The sequence below is a fragment of the Nonomuraea sp. NPDC049419 genome (genome assembly GCF_040676995.1).
GTDB lineage: Bacteria > Actinomycetota > Actinomycetes > Streptosporangiales > Streptosporangiaceae > Nonomuraea > Nonomuraea salmonea.
Genome location: NZ_JBFAQB010000013.1, coordinates 163441 through 179949 on the forward strand (window position 1 = coordinate 163441; position 16509 = coordinate 179949).

Here is a 16509-nt window from a genome sequence, read left to right on the forward strand (position 1 = left end):
CCCGCCCGTCACCTGGGTCACAGGATCGCCAGCGGGCTGAGCGGGCTGCCGGTGCCGCCCTCGATCCGCAGGGGGGCCGCGACGAACACGAAGTCCGTACGTCCCCTCGCCGCCAGCTCCTCCAGCCACACCATCTCGATCAGGTGGATGCCGTGCCGGTGCAGGAGCAGCAGGTGCAGGTCGTCCTCGACGGGCTCCTGCGACATGCCGCGCCCGTCGAGCCCGCCGACGGCGGCGTTGTCGCAGGCGACGGCGGCCACGTCGTGCCCGGCCAGCCAGCGGCCCGCCTCGGCGGACAGGCCAGGCTGTCCCGACCAGTACTCCTCGCGCGACCGCTCCCACACCAGCGGCCAGCCCGTACGCACCACGGCCACGTCACCGGGGCGCGGCGTGGTGATGGCGGCCAGTTCGGCGGCCGAGACGCGGTGCTCGGCGGGCAGGTGGTCGAGCCCGAGGTGACGGGGAACGTCGTAGAGCACGCCCCTCGCCACCACGCCACCCGCGTGCTCGATGCCGCACCTCGTGGCGCCGTACGAGCGGACGCGGGCGGCCGGGTGGCCGTTGTAGAGCTCGTCGCCCGACCACATGTGGCACAGCGCGTCCATGTGGGTGGTCGTGCCGTGGTGGCTGACGAGCAGGGCGTCGTCGGCCACCCGCAGGCCGGGGCCGACGGGGCGGGCGCCGGCCGCGTAGTCGCCGCCGTCCACGCTCATGAAGTGCTGCGGCAGCGGGCGGCCCGGCAGGTGCGGGACGGTGCCGGGCGCGGGCGACGAGGTGGCGCCCCTGATCGGCAGGGCCAGGTTCAGCACCTCGCCGGTGGTGGCGCTGCGCAGGGCGTCGAGCACCACGGACGGGGTGAGCAGGTTGAGGGTGCCGCGCTGATCGTCTGGGCCGAATCGTCCCCAATTGTTAGGCTCGTGGATCACGTAAGCACTCCCTTTCCCCGCTGGAGGTCCGATGTACTGCGACCCGCGCTTCGCCCGCGTACGCGAGGTGTTCGAGCGGCACTTCGCCGACGGCGAGGAGCTGGGCGCGGCCTTCGCCGTCTACCTGGACGGCGAGCCGGTGGTGGACCTGTGGGACGGCGTCGCCGACCGGCACACCGGGCGTCCCTGGGAGCGCGGCACCCCCGTCTTCGCCTACTCCTGCACCAAGGCGGTCACCGCGGCCGTGCTGCTGCGGCTGGCCGAGCAGGGCCGCCTCGACCTGGCCGCGCCGGTCGCGGACGTGTGGCCCGGGTTCGCCGCCGAGGGCAAGGGGTCCGTGACGGTCGAGCACCTGCTCAGCCACCAGGCCGGGCTGCCGGTGGTGGAGGAGGAGGTGCCGGTGGAGGAGTTCGAGGACCAGCCGGCGATCGCGGCGCGGCTGGCCGGGCAGCGGCCGCTGTGGGAGCCGGGGACGGCGCACGGGTATCACGCGCTGACGTACGGGTTCCTGCTCGGCGAGGTGGTCAGGAGGGTGACGGGTAAGTCCGTGGGCGAGCTGGCGGCGGCCGAGATCGCGGGGCCGCTGGACCTGGAGCTGTGGGTGGGCGCTTCCGATGCGGTGATCGAGCGTACGGCGCGGCTCCAGGCCGGCGAACGCCCCCGCCGCGACCCCGCGGAACAGCCCGCAGACCAGCCCGCAGAGCAGCCCGCAGAGCAGCCCGCCCAGACCGAGCCCGCCGCGCAGCCCGGGCCCAGGAGCGGGATGCAGATCGTCGAGACCGGGAACCGGACGCAGGACGTGCTGGCCGAGGTGCAGCGGGCCGCGCTCGACCCCGCGAGCCTGATGAACAGGGCGCTCGGCAACCCCGCCATGCACCGGCTCAAGGGCGGCGCGAACCATCCGGTGATCCTGCGCGCCGGCTGGCCGGCGGCGGGGCTCGTCACCACCGCGCGGGGCCTGGCCGGGTTCTACCGGGGGCTGATCGCCGGTGACCTGCTGCGCCCCGAGACGCTGCGGGACGCGCTGCGCCCCCGCGTGAACGGCCCCGACAAGGTGCTGCTCCTGAACACGGCGTTCGGGCTCGGGTTCATGCGGCCGTCGCTGACGTTCCTGATGCCGTCGAAGACCGCGTTCGGCCACTCCGGGATGGGCGGCGCGATCGGGCTCGGCGACCCCGAGCGCGGCCTCGCGATCGGCTACGTGATGAACAGGATGGCCGGCGCCCTGACCGGCAACCTGCGCGGGATGCGGCTGGTCCAGGCCGTCTACGACGCGGTGTAGGCGCATGGCGGGGGTCAGTGCATGGTCACGCCGCCGCTCACCGACAGGATCTGCCCGGTGATGTACGCGGCGCGTTCCGTGCACAGGTAGGCGACCAGGCCGGCGACGTCGGCGGGGGTGCCGAGGCGGCGCAGCGGGATGCCTCGGGCGATCTTGTCGACCAGGCCGGGCTCCGCCTCCGCCACCCGGCGCAGCATGGGGGTGTCGGTGGGGCCTGGGCAGACCACGTTGGAGGTGACGTTCGCCCTGGCGGCCTCCCTGGCCAGCGTCTTGGCCAGGCCGAACAGCCCGGCCTTGGTGGCCGCGTACGCGCCCTCGCCGCCGGAGCCGGCCCGCGCGCCGTCGGAGGAGACGAACACCAGCCGCCCCCATCCCCCCGCCGTCATGCCCGGCAGCAGCAGCCTGGTCAGCAGCATCGGGCCGCGCAGGTTGACCCGCCACATGAGCTCCCAGTCGGCGGGGTCGCTCTCGGTGAACGGCCGCACGATCGACACCCCGGCGTTGTGCACGAGGACGTGCACCTCCCCCACGGCCGCCGCGAACGCGGAGACCGACTCGGGCACGGCCAGGTCCACGCGGAGCGCCCGCGCGTCCGGCAGCCCGGCGGCGGCCTTCGACGCCCCCGGCAGGTCCACGTCGGCCAGCACCACGCGGGCGCCGAGCGCGGCCAGGTCGGCGCCGATGGCCGCGCCGATCGCCCCCGCTCCCCCGGTGACGACCGCGACCCGCCCGTCCAGCCGCAGCCCCTCCATCACGTCCACGCCTCGACCAGGCCGGCGGCCGTCGTCCGGGTGGCCAGCAGGCTGATCGTGTGCTTGAGCACCGCCCGCGCGTACTCCTCCGGGACGCCCGCGACCGCGTCGGTCACCACGCACACCCGGTAACCCAGGTTGACCGCCTCCAGCGCCAGTCCGGGGATGCCCAGGTTGAGCGATACGCCGACCGCGACCACCTCGGAGACGCCCAGCGAGCGCAGCGTCATGTCAAGGGAGGTCCCGGTGAACGGGGAGAAGCCGTGGTGGCGGCGGCTCTCCAGGTCGCCGGGGTCGAGCAGCTCGGGCAGCACCTCGGTGGCGGGGGCGCCTTCCAGCATGTGGGCCGGGTCCTTGAGCAGGGAGACGATGAACGGGCAGTTGCCGGTGTGGGAGCCGGCCCGGTCGGAGCGGAACGCGGCGGTGCAGTGGATCACCGGCATGCCCGCCCTGCGGGCGGCCCGGAGCAGGCGGGCGGCGTTGGCGATCACGTCGTGCCGGTCGCACGCCGCCACCAGATCCGGAAATTTCGTGAGATCGCCGACGACGCCCCGCTGCATCTCCATCACCAGCACCGCCACGCGCTCCACCGGCGACCTCCACCCGTTCTTTAGCCGAGCGCTTGCTTGGTACGCCGTTCAGCATAACACCGGTACATCCCGCCATCTCCGATTAACGCGGGGCGAAATATCTCCGGTCGTGACAACCCGAACCCCGGGTGAGACCGTCAAATCGAAGACGGCCGTCTGATGGGGGTAGGACTTGGTCCCTGGGTACCGCGAAGTACGGCAGCTCGGCGCCGGCCGCACCGGCCGCGTGTTCCTCGCCACCTATCAAGAGACCGGCGCGTACGTGGCCATCAAGTACCTGAACGCCACCCTGCGCAGGGACACCGCGTTCATGGACCGCTTCCGGTCGGACACCCACCGCCTCGTCGAGATCGACTCCCCCGACGTGGTGCGCCTCTACGAGTACGTCGAGACCGCCACCAGGGCCGCCCTCGTCATGGAGCTGGTGGACGGCGTGTCCCTGCGCACGCTGCTGGCCGAACACGGCCGGATCGCCCCCGAGGCGGCGCTGGCCGTGGTCAAGAGCACGCTGCTGGCCCTCGCCGCCGCCCACGAGCGCGGGGTGGCGCACCGGGACGTGACGCCGGGCAACATCCTGGTCCAGGCCGACGGCACGACCAAGCTGACCGACTTCGGCGTCGTGGTGCACGCCGAGGAGCCCGGGGTGCCCGCCGGCAGCCCGCCGTACATGGCGCCCGAGTTATGGACGCAGGGGCGCGACGGGCCGCCGGCCGACGTGTACGCGGCGGCGTGCGTGCTGTTCGAGGCGGTCAGGGGGCGGCCGCCGTACCGGGCGGAGAACGGCGACGGCGAGCAGGACGTCCCCGCGCTGCGCGACAAGCACCTCGTGGAGCCGGTGCCGGTGGAGGTCGCCCCCGACACGCTTCGCGACCTGCTCAGGCGCGGGATGGCCAAAGACCCGGCAGTCAGGTACGCCTCCGCCCGGCAGTTCGCGGCCGAGCTGGAGGAGGACGCCGCCGCCGGGTACGGCCCCGACTGGGAGAAACGCGGACGGCGGCACCTGGCGGAGCTGGCCACCCTGCTGGCGTTACGTTTCCCGCTGGCGCGCACCGGCCCGGCTCCCTCGAACGGCCTGCGGTCCCGGCTGCCCAGGCTGCCGCCCCAGCTCTGGGTGGCGGGCGGCGCGGTGGTCGCGGCGGTGGTCGCGATCCTGGTGTCCGGCGGCGGGGTGCCACCCGGCCCCGGGACGATCCTGCTGCCGCCGCCCGAGGTCCGCGACGAGCCGGCCCCTGCCACCACGAGCCCCTCACCCACCCGGTCGAGCCCCGCGCCCCGGCGGACCGCCGCCTCCCCGTCCCCGCCCGCCACCCGGACCGCCGCCCCTCCCTCCCCCCGGCCCACCCGCGGCGGGCAGCCCGGCACGTCCGCTCCCATCGCCTCCGTGCGGGCGGCCACGATCCTGCGCTGGAACGGCACGGCAGGGACGATCGGGGTCTCGGCGGACGGCACGGGGGCGGTGCGGCTGCGGATCGCGTACACGAGGAGGGACGGCGACGGCGGGGCGGCGCGGACCGTCCGGCAGGAGAGCCGCACCCTGCGCGGCCGCACCTCCTACACCAGCGCCGTCACCTACGACCCTGGGCGGATGCCGTGCGGGGAGCAGGCGCACGTCGGGATCCTCGTGATGACCGAGCCGGCCGCGGGGAACGGGCCGCAGGTCAGCGAGGTCGCGCTGACCGGCCCCGCCTGCCCCGCGCCACCCACCTCCACAGCCACCCGCCCCGCCCCGCCCACCACGGAACCGCCGCCCAGCCCATCGACCCCGCTCGCCACCCCACCGTCCGACGGTCCCGCCGCCCGCTCCCCAGCCGGCCCACCCACCGGCGGCCCTGAGGCCCGTTCGTCCGCCGGCCCGGATGCCGGTCTCTCCACGCCGACCCTTCGCACCGACTCGCCGGAGCCTTCCGGCGGCCCGCCCGAGCCGGCCGGCGAGGCTTCGGGCGGCTCGCATGAGCCCGTCGGCGGGTCATCGGGCGGCGTCCAGGAGCCCGGTTCCGAGTCGCCGGCCGATGCCAGGCCGGGGGCTGAGCGGTCCGGCTGAACGGGCCTTGCCGGGCAACCAAGCGTGCGCTAGCTTGGCAGGCACGATGAGCGGTGACACCTCTGCCTACCGGGCCGCCTGCGCGCGCGGCGAGCTGGTCATCCAGCGCTGTACGGCCTGCGACCGCCGCATCCACCTCCCCGAGCCGGCCTGCCCCTGGTGCGGCGGCCGGCACCTGGTGTTCGACCCCGTCTCGGGCGACGGCGTCGTGCACACCTACACGGTCGTGCACCGCTCCTTCTCCCCCGCCTACCAGGGCCGCGAGCCGTACGTGATGGCCTGGGTCGACCTGCCGGAGGGCGTGCGCGCGTTCGGGCACGTGATCGGCTGCGAGCCCGAGCAGGTGCGCATCGGCCTGCCCGTACGCGTGACCTTCCACGACGACCTGCCCCACTGGAGGCCCGCGTGAAGCTGGGCAACGTGCTGATCCCCGTCGCCGACCTCGACGCGGCGATCGCGTTCTACGGCCTGCCGGTGAAGTTCCGCGACGGCGACAGGTTCGCCGCGCTCGACGGCGGCGGGGTGACCGTGGCGCTGGCGGGGCCGGAGGAGCACGTCGCCGGGTCGGTTGCGGTGTCGTACAAGGTGGCGGACGTCGATCGCGAGGTGGGTGAGCTGGTCGCGCGCGGCGCCGAGGTGGTGCGGGAGCCCGAGGCGGGGCCGCACGAGAGGCGGGCCGTGCTGCGCGACCCCTCGGGCAACGTCTTCGTGTTCTATTCGCCAGTCTGAGATGGAGGCACCCCCATGGCACGACCGGCACGATCGCCGTACGGCAACTACGGGCACGCGATCCTGACCGCGAGCGCGATGCGCACGCCCGACCAGGTGGCGCTGACGTACTGCGGGGAGCGCAGCTTCACCTACGACCAGCTCAACAGGAACGTCAACCGCCGCGCCAACGCCCTCATCGCCGCCGGGATCACGCCGGGCACGCGGGTGGCGGCGCTGCTCAACGAGACGTTGCAGGTCGCCGAGGTCTATCTGGCCCAGGCGAAGATCGGGGCGGTGACGGCGGCGCTGAACCCGTACTGGCCGGTCGAGACGCTGCGCGCCGTGGTGGCCGCCTCGGGGTGCACGGCCTTCGTGCACGACGCCACCGTGGCCCCCGTGGTCGAGGCCATCAAGCCGGAGCTGCCGCAGGTGACGACCTGGATCGACGTACGGGAGCTGCCGGAGGCGTCCGACGCCGAGCCGCCGCTCGGCGGGTCCTACGACGACCCGCTCGCGCTCTACTACACCTCGGGAACCACCGGCCTGCCCAAGGCCGTCGTGCACACCCACGCCTCGTCGCTGGCCACCGCCCAGATCTGGCTGGACGTGCCGCGCGGACCTGACGCGGTGTTCGGCACCGGCGCGATCATCTGGGGCATCGGCTTCCCCGCCATCGTCGGCCCGGCCCTGTACGCGGGCATGCGCCTGGTGCTGGAGCAGGACTGGGGGCCGGAGAACTTCCTGCGGGTGGTCCCGCGCGAGCGCGTCACGCACGTGTCGCAGATCCCGTCGTTCTACGCGGCCTTGCTGGCCTCACCCGCGCATGAGGGCGTGGACCTGTCGTCGATCCGGGTGATCATGCTGGGCGGTGAGCCGCTGACGGCGTCCATGCTCGACCGCATCAAGGCCAGGCTGCCACAGGCGGGCATCTACTCCTATTACGGGCAGACCGAGGCGCCGTACACGTGCATGGGGCGAGTGGACGACGGCTCCACGCCGCTCGGCTCGTCCGGCCGGGCCCGTACGGGGAACGCCGTGCGCGTCACCGGCCCCCAGGGCCACCGGGTGATCGACGAGGTCGGCGAGATCAACCTGGCCGGGCCGCACCGGATGGCCGGCTACGACGGGCTGCCCGACCGCACGGCGGAGGTGCTGCGCGGCGAGTGGTACGTCGGCGGCGACCTCGGCACGCTCTGCCCCGACGGCGTGCTGCGGGTGCTGGGGCGGCGCGAGGACTCCATACTCAAGGGCGGCGTCTGGACCCAGCCGGCCGTCATCGAGGACGCCGCCTGCGCGCTGGACGGCGTGGCCGAGGCGGGCGCGGTGGGGACCCCTGAGGGGGCCGCCGAGCAGGAGGTGCTGCTGGCCGTGGTGCCGCGCGCCGGCCACACGCTCGACCCGTCCAAGCTGATGCCGGCCCTCGCCGACGCGCTGCCCGCCCATCAGCGGCCCGACCGCATCGTGGTGACGGGCGAGCTGCCGCACACCCAGGACGCCTCCGGAGGGCCCGGCAAGCTGCTGCGCAGGAAGATCCGCGAGCTGCCCGGGCTGCGCGGGTAGAGAGTGGACGAGCACGAGGTCAAAGCGCTGATCCGGGAGGCCGGGGTGCCGGTGCCGCGCGGGGTCGTGGTGGCCGGCGACGACTTCTCGGCGGCCGGGGAGCTGGCCGAGCCGCTGGTGCTGAAGGCGTTCGGTCCCGGGTTGACGCACAAGACCGAGTCGGGGGCGGTGGTGCTGGGCCTGCGCCACGCCGACCTGGCCCCGGCGGCCCACCGGCTGCGCGAACGGCTGCGGCCCGCCGGTTTCCTGGTCGAGGAGCAGGTCCCCGCCGGGGCCGAGCTGATCGTCGGGCTGGTGCGCGACCCCGCGTTCGGGCCCGTGCTGCTCGCCGGGCTCGGCGGGGTGTGGACGGAGGCGCTGCGCGACACCGCCGTACGGCTCTGCCCGATCTCCGAGGAGGACGCCCGCCGCATGCCCGCCTCCCTGCGCGGCGCCGCCGTGCTGCGTGGCTGGCGCGGCGCGCCGCCCGTGGACGAGGACGCCGTGGTCAAGCTCCTCATGGCGGTGGGCGGGACCGGCGGGCTGTGGGAGCGGCTGGATCTGGGCGAGTTCGAACTGAACCCGGTCATAGCAGGCCCGTCAGGCGTGGTGGCCGTCGACGCCCGCTACCTCCCCGCGTCCCCGGCCCCGCCGATCCCGGCAGCCCCCGCGACCGACTTCCTGCCGCTCTTCGAGCCCAGGGCCGTGGCCGTGGTCGGGGCGTCCACGAGCAGGCCGAACTTCGGGAACATGTTTCTCGGCTTCTACCGGGAGACGGGCGTCCCGCTGGTGGCGGTGCATCCGACGGCGGAGGAGGTCGCGGGGGTGCCGGCCGTGCCGTCGCTCGACCGCGCCGACGTGGACTACGCGCTGGTGGCAGTGCCCGCCGAGCGTTGTGCCGAGGTGGTGCGGCAGGCGGCGGGAGTCCCGTTCGTGCAGGTGATGAGCGGCGGGTTCGGCGAGGCGGGACGGCCTGAGCTGGAGGCCGAGCTGGTGGCGGCGGCGCGCGCGGCCGGCGCCCGGCTGCTCGGGCCGAACTGCATGGGCGTGTACTGTCCCCGAGGCGGTCAGACATTCGTGGGCGGCGGCACGGGCCCGGCGGGCTCCGTCGCGCTCATCTCGCAGAGCGGCGGCCTGGCCGGCGAGGTGATCAAGGTCGGGGAGCGGCGCGGGCTGGCGTTCAGCCGGGTCGTCACGGCCGGGAACGCCGCCGACGTCACCCCGGCAGAGCTGCTGCGCTGGCTCGCCGAGGACCCCGAGACGCGGGCGGCGGGGCTGTACCTGGAGGACCCGAGGAACGGCCGCGAGCTGTACGAGGCGCTGCGCGACGCGAACCTGCCCGTGGTGCTGCTGGTCGGCGGACGTACCGGGCAGGGCAGGCAGGCCGCCGCCTCCCACACCGGCGGCCTGGTGAGCGACGAGCGGATCTGGGCGGCGGTGGCCGAGCAGGCGGGCGTGACGCTGGTGACGTCCCAGGAGGACCTGATCGGCGTGCTGGCGTTCCTCCAGGCGCACGGCGGGCGCGCGGTCGAGGGCGACAGGACGCTCGTGGCCGGGCCGAGCGGGGGCGCGAGCGTGCTCGCCGCGGACGCGTTCGACCGGGCCGGCGTCCGCCTCGACCCGCTGCCCGCCGACCGCCTGGCCGCGCTGCGCGGGCTCGGCGTGGTGGCGGCGGGCAACCCGCTCGAAGTGCCCGTGGGTCCGATGGGCCGGGCCGGCCTCGTGGCCGAGGTGATCGACGCGCTCGCGGGGCCGTACCGGGACGTGGTGGCGCACGTGAACGTCACGGCCTTCTTCACGTACGGGGACGCCGCCGAGCCCCTGTACGCCTACGCGCGCGCCCTGGCGGGAGCCCAGGCCGCGCACCCGCACACCAGGATCACCCTCGTCACCAGGAACGCCGAGTGCGCGCCTCCGGGCGTCACGGACGAGGTCGGGCGGATCGCGGCGGCGGCCGGGATCCCCGTCTACCGCACGATGGAGGCGGCCGCCGTGGCCGTCGCGGCAGGAGGACGCCATGGGGCTGCTTGACGGCAAGGTCGCGCTGATCACCGGCGGTGCGCGGGGCATGGGCGAGGCGCATGTGCGGCTGTTCCTGGCCGAGGGCGCGCGGGTGGTGTTCGGGGACGTGCTGGAGGAGGAGGGCAAGGCGCTGGCGGCGGAGACGGGCGCGGCGTACGTGCGGCACGACGTGACCCGTCCTGAGGAGTGGGAGGCGGCCGTGGGGGCTGCCTTGGAGGCGTACGGGCGGCTGGACGTGCTGGTGAACAACGCCGGGATCCTGAAATTTCGGCGTATTGCTGACATGTCGCTCGAAGACTTCGATCGGGTGATCGGGGTGAACCTCAGGGGCACCTGGCTCGGCATCAAGTCGGTCATCGAGCCCATGAAGGCCGCCGGGCGCGGCTCGATCGTGAACATCTCCTCCATCGAGGGGTACGTCGGCGCCGAGGGGCTGTCGGCGTACTCGGCCTCGAAGTTCGGTGTGCGCGGCGTGACGAAGTCGGCGGCGCGGGAGCTGGCGAAGTTCAAGATCAGGGTGAACTCGGTGCACCCTGGAGCGATCAACACCTCCATGGTCATGGACCCTGAGCTGGTCGGCGAGGTGGACGCGGAGGCGTTCGTCAAATCCATGGTCATCAAGCGGTTCGCCAAGCCGGTGGAGGTCTCGCACGTGGTGGCGTTCCTGGCCTCGGACCGGGCCAGCTACTGCACGGGGAGCGAGTTCACCGTGGACGGCGGGCTGCTGACCGGCGCAGGATACTAAGATCTCACCACAAGGTAGATCTTTTAGTGTTAAACCACCTAGGGTTGGACATTTCTGGCAACGTTACTGACCTGCTGGTTTCTACCCCGTGAGGGCCCTTGCCCCCAGGGTGCGTGCTTGAGCTAAGGTCACGACACGATAACCTCACTCATCACGGAAGACGACAGGCCTCCGGTTTTGTCACACCAGTCCCGGGTTACCCCCCTTTACCCATGACTGGTGGGTCGAACCCGGTCTTGCCCGGAAGGTTCCCCCACACTTCCATGACGCCAGAGATCCAGAAGTACATAGAACTGCTCGAGAGCCAGATCGGCTACTCCGAGAAGTCGGGCTCGTACACCAAGTTCGGCGCCTGGTACGGCAAGAACATCGAGTTCGACGCCGACTACAGTTCCGCGCCGTGGTGCGACATGTACCTCTCATGGGCCGCGCACAAGCTCGGCTACGAGGACTGGGTCGGCCAGTTCGCCTGGACCGTCGAGCACGCGAAGTGGTTCAAGAAGCAGGGCGCGTGGGGGAAGAAGCCCGAGGTCGGGGCGCTGGTCTTCTACGACTGGAGCGGCTCCGACGACATCGACAGGATCGACCACGTCGGGGTCGTGACCAGGGTCGAAGGCGGCCGGATCCACACCATCGAGGGCAACATCGACGGCGGCGTCGCCAAGCGCAAGGAACGCGACACGAGCAAGGTCGTCGGTTACGGTTATCCGCAGCGGGTCAAGGAGCGGCTCGACAAGAAGGCCAGGAAGAAGGCACAGAAAGAGGCCCAGGAGGCGCTCAAGGAGGCCGGGAAACCGGGAAGCGAGGTTGGCACGATCCAGCTTCCCGAGCAGTCACTCACCTCGCAGATCCCCCGGGGCGACGACGGCCGCTCCGCACAGGTGCCGCTGTCCGGCGACCGCATCCAGTCCCTGACGCCCGGCCAGACCGACCAGGGAGCGACCGGCCAGACCGAGGGCCAGACCCCGGAGCAGGCCCAGTCCGACCCCCACGGCGCTCCGCGCTCCTCGTCCTCGGACGCGCACGCGGACGCCCCGGCGAAGACGTCCAAGTCCTCCTCGAAGGAGACGGCCAAGTCCCGTACGGGAACGGGCGACTCCGCCGCCCGCCCCGCCCCCACCGCGCCGGCCCCGGCCGAACCCCAGGTCGGCGCCTCCACCGGCGCCTCCACCGGCGCTGCCAGCGGAGCCCCCGCCAAGAAGGGCAAGCACGCCAAGCCCACCACGGCCGACACCGAGGCCGCGACCAGCGAGCCCCTCCCCTCCCACACCGACGCCTCCGCCACCGGGCCGCTGCCCGTCGTCAACACCCCGACGCTGGTCGGCTCGACGCTGATCGCCGCCCTGACGCTGCTCGCCGTGGCCAAGACCCGCCGCCAGCGCTCGGCCGCCGCCGCGGCCGCCGCACCGGCCAGGCCGCCCCGCCCGTCCCGCGCGAAGGGCCGCCGCCGGCGCGGCAGGACGGCCCCCGTCCTGGCGACGGCCGACCGCCGCACCGTCGTCGACCTCCCGGAGACCCCGGAACGCCTCGCCACCGCCGCCGCCCTCCGCACCCTCTCCCCCGCAGCGGCCACCACCGCCACCCCGGCGACCGCAAGCGCGGCCTCGACCACGATGGCATGGCCCCTCCCGGAATCCACCGACCCCACGGCCTGGCCGGTCACCGCGGGGTCCGGCTCGGACACCACCCGCGCCGCCTTCGGTCCCCGGTCGGTCTCCTTCGACGGCACCCCCTGGCCCGACGCCTTCGACGCCCCCTCCTCCGGGGTGCGCGCCGGGTTCGGCTCGGACGGCCACTCCGCGGACGCCGGCCTGCACGGCCATCCGGGCGCCGGGGACGGCTCCCACCGAACGGGCGGCAGGGACGCGGCCCGGCACGCCGCCTCCAGAGGCAGGGCCCGCCACGCCGCCTCCAGGAACGCCGCCCGCCACGCCGCGGCCAAGGACGCCGCCGCACGCGAGGCCGCCCAGCACGCCGCCGCCAGAGAAGCGGCCGCGCGGGAAGCCGCCCAGCACGCCGCCGCCAGGGAAGCCGCCCGCCGCATCGCCGCCCGCGAGGCCGGCGCACGCGAGGCCGGCGCACGCGAAGCTGCCGCCCGAGAGACGGCGGCCAGGGAAGCGGTTGTCCGTGAGGCTGCGGCCCGAGAAGCCGCCGCACGTGAGGCCGCGCAGCGGGCCGCCGCGAGGGAGCTCGCCGCCCGGCAGGCCGCGCGCCACGCCGCGACCAAGGAGGCCGCCGCGCGGGAGGCCGCCCGCCACGCCGCCGCCAGGGAAGTCGCCGCGAGGGAGGCGGCACGCGACACGCTCAGGCACGGCGCCCGCCACGCCAGGCACCGCAGGCTTCCCTTGGAGATCCGTCCCTTCGACCTGACCACCGACATCACCCCGCACGGCCCGGCCACCGCCCAGGGCTCCCACGACCACCGCGCCCCGTCCGTCCGGGGAGCCGACGGGCCCCACACCCGCGCGCCCCACGACACGGCCCCCTACGAGCCCGCCTTCTTGGCCGCGCCCTACGAGCCGGACTTCGACAGGTCCCGCTACCGGTTCACGGACGACACGGGCCCGCTGGAGGTCGTGCTCGACACCGGCCCCCTGGACCGGGTGGTGGACACGAGCCCGTTCGAGCGCATCGTCATCCCCGGCGCGACGAGCACGTTCGACGCCTTCGCGCCGCCCGCGCGGTCCGGCGGCCTGCTCACCGTCTCGGAGCCCGCGACCACCTACCGTGGCCGCCGCCGTCGCCGCTCATCGGACGAGCACCCGGCGTTCCCCTACACCGACGCCCCGCCCAGGGGCCGCCGCCACCGCCGCACCCGCCCGGAGGACGAGCTGATCGCCGACACCACCGGCCGTCACCGCGCCTGACCACCCCATGGGGGCGGTCAGGTAAGGGCCGACGGGGGCGTGAGGCCGTAGCCGGTGGCGGTCAGGCCGGGGGCCGACGGGGGCGTGAGGCCGTAGTCGGTGGCGAACCTGGTCAGGCGGGCCACCGCGTCGCGGCCGCGGGTCCAGGGCCGTACGATCAGCCGCTCGACCCCGAGTGCCGCCCACTCGGCGACCTCGTCAGGGGACCCCAGCTCGTACGCATGGGCGGTCACCGGCACCCCTTCACGCAGCCGCCCGAGGGCGGCGAGGCGGGGCCGGATCGAGGCGAGCGTGTGGGGCATGCCGATCCACCCATCACACAGCAGCGCCGCCCGCCGCAAGGCAGCGTCCGACTCCCCGCCGGCGAGCACGGGCAGGCGCGGCTGCACGGGCTTGGGCTCGAAGGCGACCTCGGGAAAGGAGTAGAACCTCCCGTTATGGGCGACCACCGGCTCGCTCCACAACCGCCGTACGACCTCGATGGCCTCGTCCAGCCGCGCCCCCCTGCTCTCGAACGGCACCCCTGCAGCGTCCCACTCCCCCCGATACCAGCCCGCCCCGACCCCGCAGACGGCCCGCCCGGCGGAGACCACGTCCAGAGTGGCGAAGGCGCGGGCGGAGACGAAGGGGTGGCGCAGGGCGAGCAGCTGCACGGCGGTGCCGAGCTTGACGTGCGAGGTGAGGGCGGCCAGCCAGCACAGGTACGCGGGCGCGTCGAACAGCGGCGTCCCCGGCGTGATCCCCGGCGAGGTGGCGCCCGGGTAGTGAGCGGTGGACAGGTCGGTGGTGAAGACGAGGTGCTCGGGCAGCCACACCGACTCGAACCCCAGCTCGTCGGCCGCCACCGCCACGTCCTTCCACGCGGCGGGATGCAGCAGCCCGAGCGGGACGCCGAACTTCACGGATACCTCCGAGGGGAGCCGTCGACGATGGCGGTGCGCAGGCGTTCGCGGTGGCGGGCGGTGGTGCCGTACGCACTGGACAGGGACCACGCGCGGGCCAGCCAGAACCGCAGGTCCAGCTCGTCGGTGTAGCCGATGGCGCCGTGCACCTGCAGCGCCGTCCTGGCCGCTAGCGTGGCGGCCTCGCCCGCGGCGGCCTTGGCGGCGCTCGCGTCCCGGTCCGCGCCGCCCAGCGCCTTGTCCGCCGTCACCGCCGCCCGCCACACCAGCGGCGCGGCGAACTCGACCGCCACCGCCACGTCGGCGAGCTGATGCTTGACGGCCTGGAACGACCCGATCGGAGCTCCGAACTGGGTGCGGGCCCCGGCGTAATCGACGGTGGTGGAGAGCAGATGCCTGGCGACCCCGACGAGCTGCGCGGCGGTCGCCACGACACCGGCCCGCAGCGCCGCCCCCACGTCTCCGCCGAGCGGCTCACCCGGCGTCTCGCTGACGACCTCGAACAGCGGCCGGCACGGGTCGGGCCCTGAACGCGGGCTGAGCCGCACGGACACAGCGGGCACAGACCGGGCCACACCATCCCGTACGACCACGATCAGGTCGGCGAGATCGGCATCGGCCGCATAAGCCTGCCCGGGCGGCAGCACCGCCACGGTCACCGGCTCAGCCCCACCCAGCAGGTAAGCCCCCACGACGGCGGTCTCCACGACCGGCCCCGGCAGGCAGGCCCGCCCGGTCTCCTCAAGCGCGGGCACCACGTCGACCAGCCGTAACCCCAGCCCGCCGGCCTCCTCGGGCGACAACACCTGGAAGAACCCCAGCCCGGCGAGCTGCTTCCACCCGGGCCGCCGCTCGCTCCGCAGCGCGGCGGGCGGGCAGTGCGCCCGCAGCACATCCCGTACGGTGGCGGCCAGAGCGAGCTGATCGGCGCTGAAAGCGGCATCCATCATCATCGGGGCAGTCCGAGGAGGCGTTCTGCGACGATCGTGCGCTGGATCTCGTTCGTGCCCGCGTAGATCGGCCCCGCCTGCGCGAACAGGAACCCGTCGAGCCACCCCTCCGCCCCCGCCCGGTCGCCGAGCAGGTCGAGCGCGAGGGCGTGCATGCGCAGGTCGAGCTCGGACCAGAAGAGCTTGCCCAGGCTGGCCTCGGCTCCGATCTCCTCCCCTGCCGCGATCCTGCGCGCGGTCGCGTACGTGTGCAGCCGGTACGCCTCCGCCTCCACCCAGCACCGCGCGGCCCGGTCGGCGAGCGCCGGGTCGGCGCCGGCGGCCAGGGCGACGAGCCGGTCGGCGGTGGCGAGGAAGCGGCCCGGGCTGCGCAGGGTGAGGCCGCGTTCCGATGAGGTGGTGGCCATGGCGATGCGCCACCCGTCGCCTGGCCGGCCGAGCACGAGGGAGTCGGGCACGTACACGCCGTCGAAGTGCAGCTCGGCGAAGCCGGGCAGGCCGTCGAGCTGGGCGATGGGCCGGACGGCGACGTCGGACAGGGGGAACAGGAAGTAGGTCAGGCCGCGGTGGCGTTCGCCCGAGGTGCGGAAGAGGCCGAACCCGTGGGTGGCGTACGCGGCGCGCGAGCTCCACGTCTTGTGTCCGTACAGGCGCCGGCCGCCGGGCACGGGCTCGGCCCTGGAGGTGAGCGCGGCCAGGTCGCTGCCCGCCTCGGGCTCCGACCACGCCTGGGCCCACACCTGCTCGCCGGAGGCCATGCCGGGCAGCCAGCGCCGCCGCTGTTCCTCGGTGCCGAACCGCATGAGCGAAGGGCCCAGGAGGAAGATGCCGTTCTGGGTGACGCGGGCGGGGGCGCCGGCGGCCCAGTACTCCTCCTCGAAGATCAGCCATTCGACGAGGGAGGCGCCCCTGCCGCCGTACTCCTCGGGCCAGGAGACGACGGACAGCCGGGCGGCGGCCAGCTCCGCCTCCCAGGCCCGGTGGGCGGCGAAGCCCTCGGGGGTGTCCATGGACGGGAGGTGATCGGGGACGTGCGTGCTCAGCCACTCGCGAACCTCGGCGCGGAAGTCCCGCTCGGCCGGGGAGAAGTCGAGATCCACGACAACCAACCTAGCGCACGCTTGGTGCGCTGACCAGGTCCGCCACGGCCCGGCTCACGCCGTGCCCGGCCGGCCTCCTCGA

Annotated in this window: 14 protein-coding genes; 8 read left to right on the top strand and 6 right to left on the bottom strand. The window is 74.1% G+C overall.

Annotated features, from left to right (window positions below):
- Nucleotides 1–17: 17 nt before the first annotated feature.
- Nucleotides 18–926, bottom strand: coding sequence for a cyclase family protein (locus tag AB0K12_RS31970; RefSeq protein WP_364569447.1), 909 nt, complete (start codon nt 924–926; stop codon nt 18–20).
- Nucleotides 927–957: 31 nt separating this feature from the next.
- Between AB0K12_RS31970 and AB0K12_RS31975 the strand changes: the two genes are divergently transcribed.
- The gene (locus AB0K12_RS31975; RefSeq protein WP_364569450.1) at nt 958–2208 is read left to right on the top strand and encodes a serine hydrolase; all 1251 of its coding nucleotides are present in this window, start codon (nt 958–960) and stop codon (nt 2206–2208) included.
- A gap of 14 nt (nt 2209–2222) precedes the next feature.
- Here the strand turns inward: AB0K12_RS31975 and AB0K12_RS31980 are convergent, their stop codons facing one another.
- Together AB0K12_RS31980 and AB0K12_RS31985 are read right to left on the bottom strand one after the other, a co-directional pair.
- The gene (locus tag AB0K12_RS31980; protein ID WP_364380598.1) at nt 2223–2960 is read right to left on the bottom strand and encodes an SDR family NAD(P)-dependent oxidoreductase; all 738 of its coding nucleotides are present in this window, start codon (nt 2958–2960) and stop codon (nt 2223–2225) included.
- The gene (locus AB0K12_RS31985; RefSeq protein WP_364569453.1) at nt 2960–3550 is read right to left on the bottom strand and encodes an isochorismatase family cysteine hydrolase; all 591 of its coding nucleotides are present in this window, start codon (nt 3548–3550) and stop codon (nt 2960–2962) included. Before AB0K12_RS31985 ends, AB0K12_RS31980 begins: the two co-directional genes overlap by 1 nt.
- A 172-nt stretch (nt 3551–3722) precedes the next feature.
- Between AB0K12_RS31985 and AB0K12_RS31990 the strand changes: the two genes are divergently transcribed.
- The 7 genes from AB0K12_RS31990 to AB0K12_RS32020 all read left to right on the top strand — a co-directional run bounded on the left by AB0K12_RS31990 (nt 3723) and on the right by AB0K12_RS32020 (nt 13475).
- Nucleotides 3723–5591, top strand: a complete 1869-nt coding sequence (locus AB0K12_RS31990) for a protein kinase (RefSeq protein ID WP_364569455.1) — start codon at nt 3723–3725, stop codon at nt 5589–5591.
- Nucleotides 5592–5637: 46 nt separating this feature from the next.
- Nucleotides 5638–6000 carry an OB-fold domain-containing protein gene (locus tag AB0K12_RS31995; protein ID WP_364569457.1) on the top strand — a complete coding sequence of 121 codons (363 nt, stop codon included), beginning with the start codon at nt 5638–5640 and terminating at the stop codon, nt 5998–6000.
- The gene (locus AB0K12_RS32000) at nt 5997–6320 is read left to right on the top strand and encodes a VOC family protein (RefSeq protein ID WP_364569460.1); all 324 of its coding nucleotides are present in this window, start codon (nt 5997–5999) and stop codon (nt 6318–6320) included. Before AB0K12_RS31995 ends, AB0K12_RS32000 begins: the two co-directional genes overlap by 4 nt.
- Before the next feature lie 15 nt (nt 6321–6335).
- Nucleotides 6336–7862: a class I adenylate-forming enzyme family protein gene (locus AB0K12_RS32005; RefSeq protein WP_364569463.1), complete on the top strand. Its 1527-nt coding sequence runs from the start codon at nt 6336–6338 to the stop codon at nt 7860–7862.
- Nucleotides 7863–7865: 3 nt separating this feature from the next.
- The gene (locus AB0K12_RS32010; protein ID WP_364569466.1) at nt 7866–9872 is read left to right on the top strand and encodes an acetate--CoA ligase family protein; all 2007 of its coding nucleotides are present in this window, start codon (nt 7866–7868) and stop codon (nt 9870–9872) included.
- Nucleotides 9859–10608, top strand: a complete 750-nt coding sequence (locus AB0K12_RS32015) for a glucose 1-dehydrogenase (RefSeq protein WP_364569469.1) — start codon at nt 9859–9861, stop codon at nt 10606–10608. The genes AB0K12_RS32010 and AB0K12_RS32015 overlap by 14 nt, the downstream gene beginning before the upstream one ends.
- Before the next feature lie 263 nt (nt 10609–10871).
- Nucleotides 10872–13475, top strand: a complete 2604-nt coding sequence (locus AB0K12_RS32020; RefSeq protein WP_364569472.1) for a CHAP domain-containing protein — start codon at nt 10872–10874, stop codon at nt 13473–13475.
- A gap of 17 nt (nt 13476–13492) precedes the next feature.
- Here the strand turns inward: AB0K12_RS32020 and AB0K12_RS32025 are convergent, their stop codons facing one another.
- Genes AB0K12_RS32025 through AB0K12_RS32035 form a run of 3 tightly spaced genes read right to left on the bottom strand, consistent with a single transcriptional unit; the run spans nt 13493 to nt 16427 of the window.
- Nucleotides 13493–14377, bottom strand: a complete 885-nt coding sequence (locus AB0K12_RS32025) for a TIGR03619 family F420-dependent LLM class oxidoreductase (RefSeq protein ID WP_364569475.1) — start codon at nt 14375–14377, stop codon at nt 13493–13495.
- Nucleotides 14374–15330, bottom strand: a complete 957-nt coding sequence (locus AB0K12_RS32030; RefSeq protein WP_364569478.1) for an acyl-CoA dehydrogenase — start codon at nt 15328–15330, stop codon at nt 14374–14376. The genes AB0K12_RS32025 and AB0K12_RS32030 overlap by 4 nt, the downstream gene beginning before the upstream one ends.
- A complete protein-coding gene (locus AB0K12_RS32035) occupies nt 15327–16427 on the bottom strand; it encodes an acyl-CoA dehydrogenase family protein (RefSeq protein ID WP_364569481.1) in 1101 nt (366 codons plus the stop codon). Before AB0K12_RS32035 ends, AB0K12_RS32030 begins: the two co-directional genes overlap by 4 nt.
- Nucleotides 16428–16509 lie beyond the last annotated feature (82 nt).

Bases quoted from the DNA above. Each gene is read 5' to 3' on its own strand.
- AB0K12_RS31980 (WP_364380598.1), bottom strand. From the start codon at position 2,960: ATGGAGGGGCTGCGGCTGGACGGGCGGGTCGCGGTCGTCACCGGGGGA.
- AB0K12_RS32015 (WP_364569469.1), top strand. From the start codon at position 9,859: ATGGGGCTGCTTGACGGCAAGGTCGCGCTGATCACCGGCGGTGCGCGG.
- AB0K12_RS31975 (WP_364569450.1), top strand. From the start codon at position 958: ATGTACTGCGACCCGCGCTTCGCCCGCGTACGCGAGGTGTTCGAGCGG.
- AB0K12_RS32005 (WP_364569463.1), top strand. From the start codon at position 6,336: ATGGCACGACCGGCACGATCGCCGTACGGCAACTACGGGCACGCGATC.
- AB0K12_RS32030 (WP_364569478.1), bottom strand. From the start codon at position 15,330: ATGATGATGGATGCCGCTTTCAGCGCCGATCAGCTCGCTCTGGCCGCC.
- AB0K12_RS31995 (WP_364569457.1), top strand. From the start codon at position 5,638: ATGAGCGGTGACACCTCTGCCTACCGGGCCGCCTGCGCGCGCGGCGAG.
- AB0K12_RS32020 (WP_364569472.1), top strand. From the start codon at position 10,872: ATGACGCCAGAGATCCAGAAGTACATAGAACTGCTCGAGAGCCAGATC.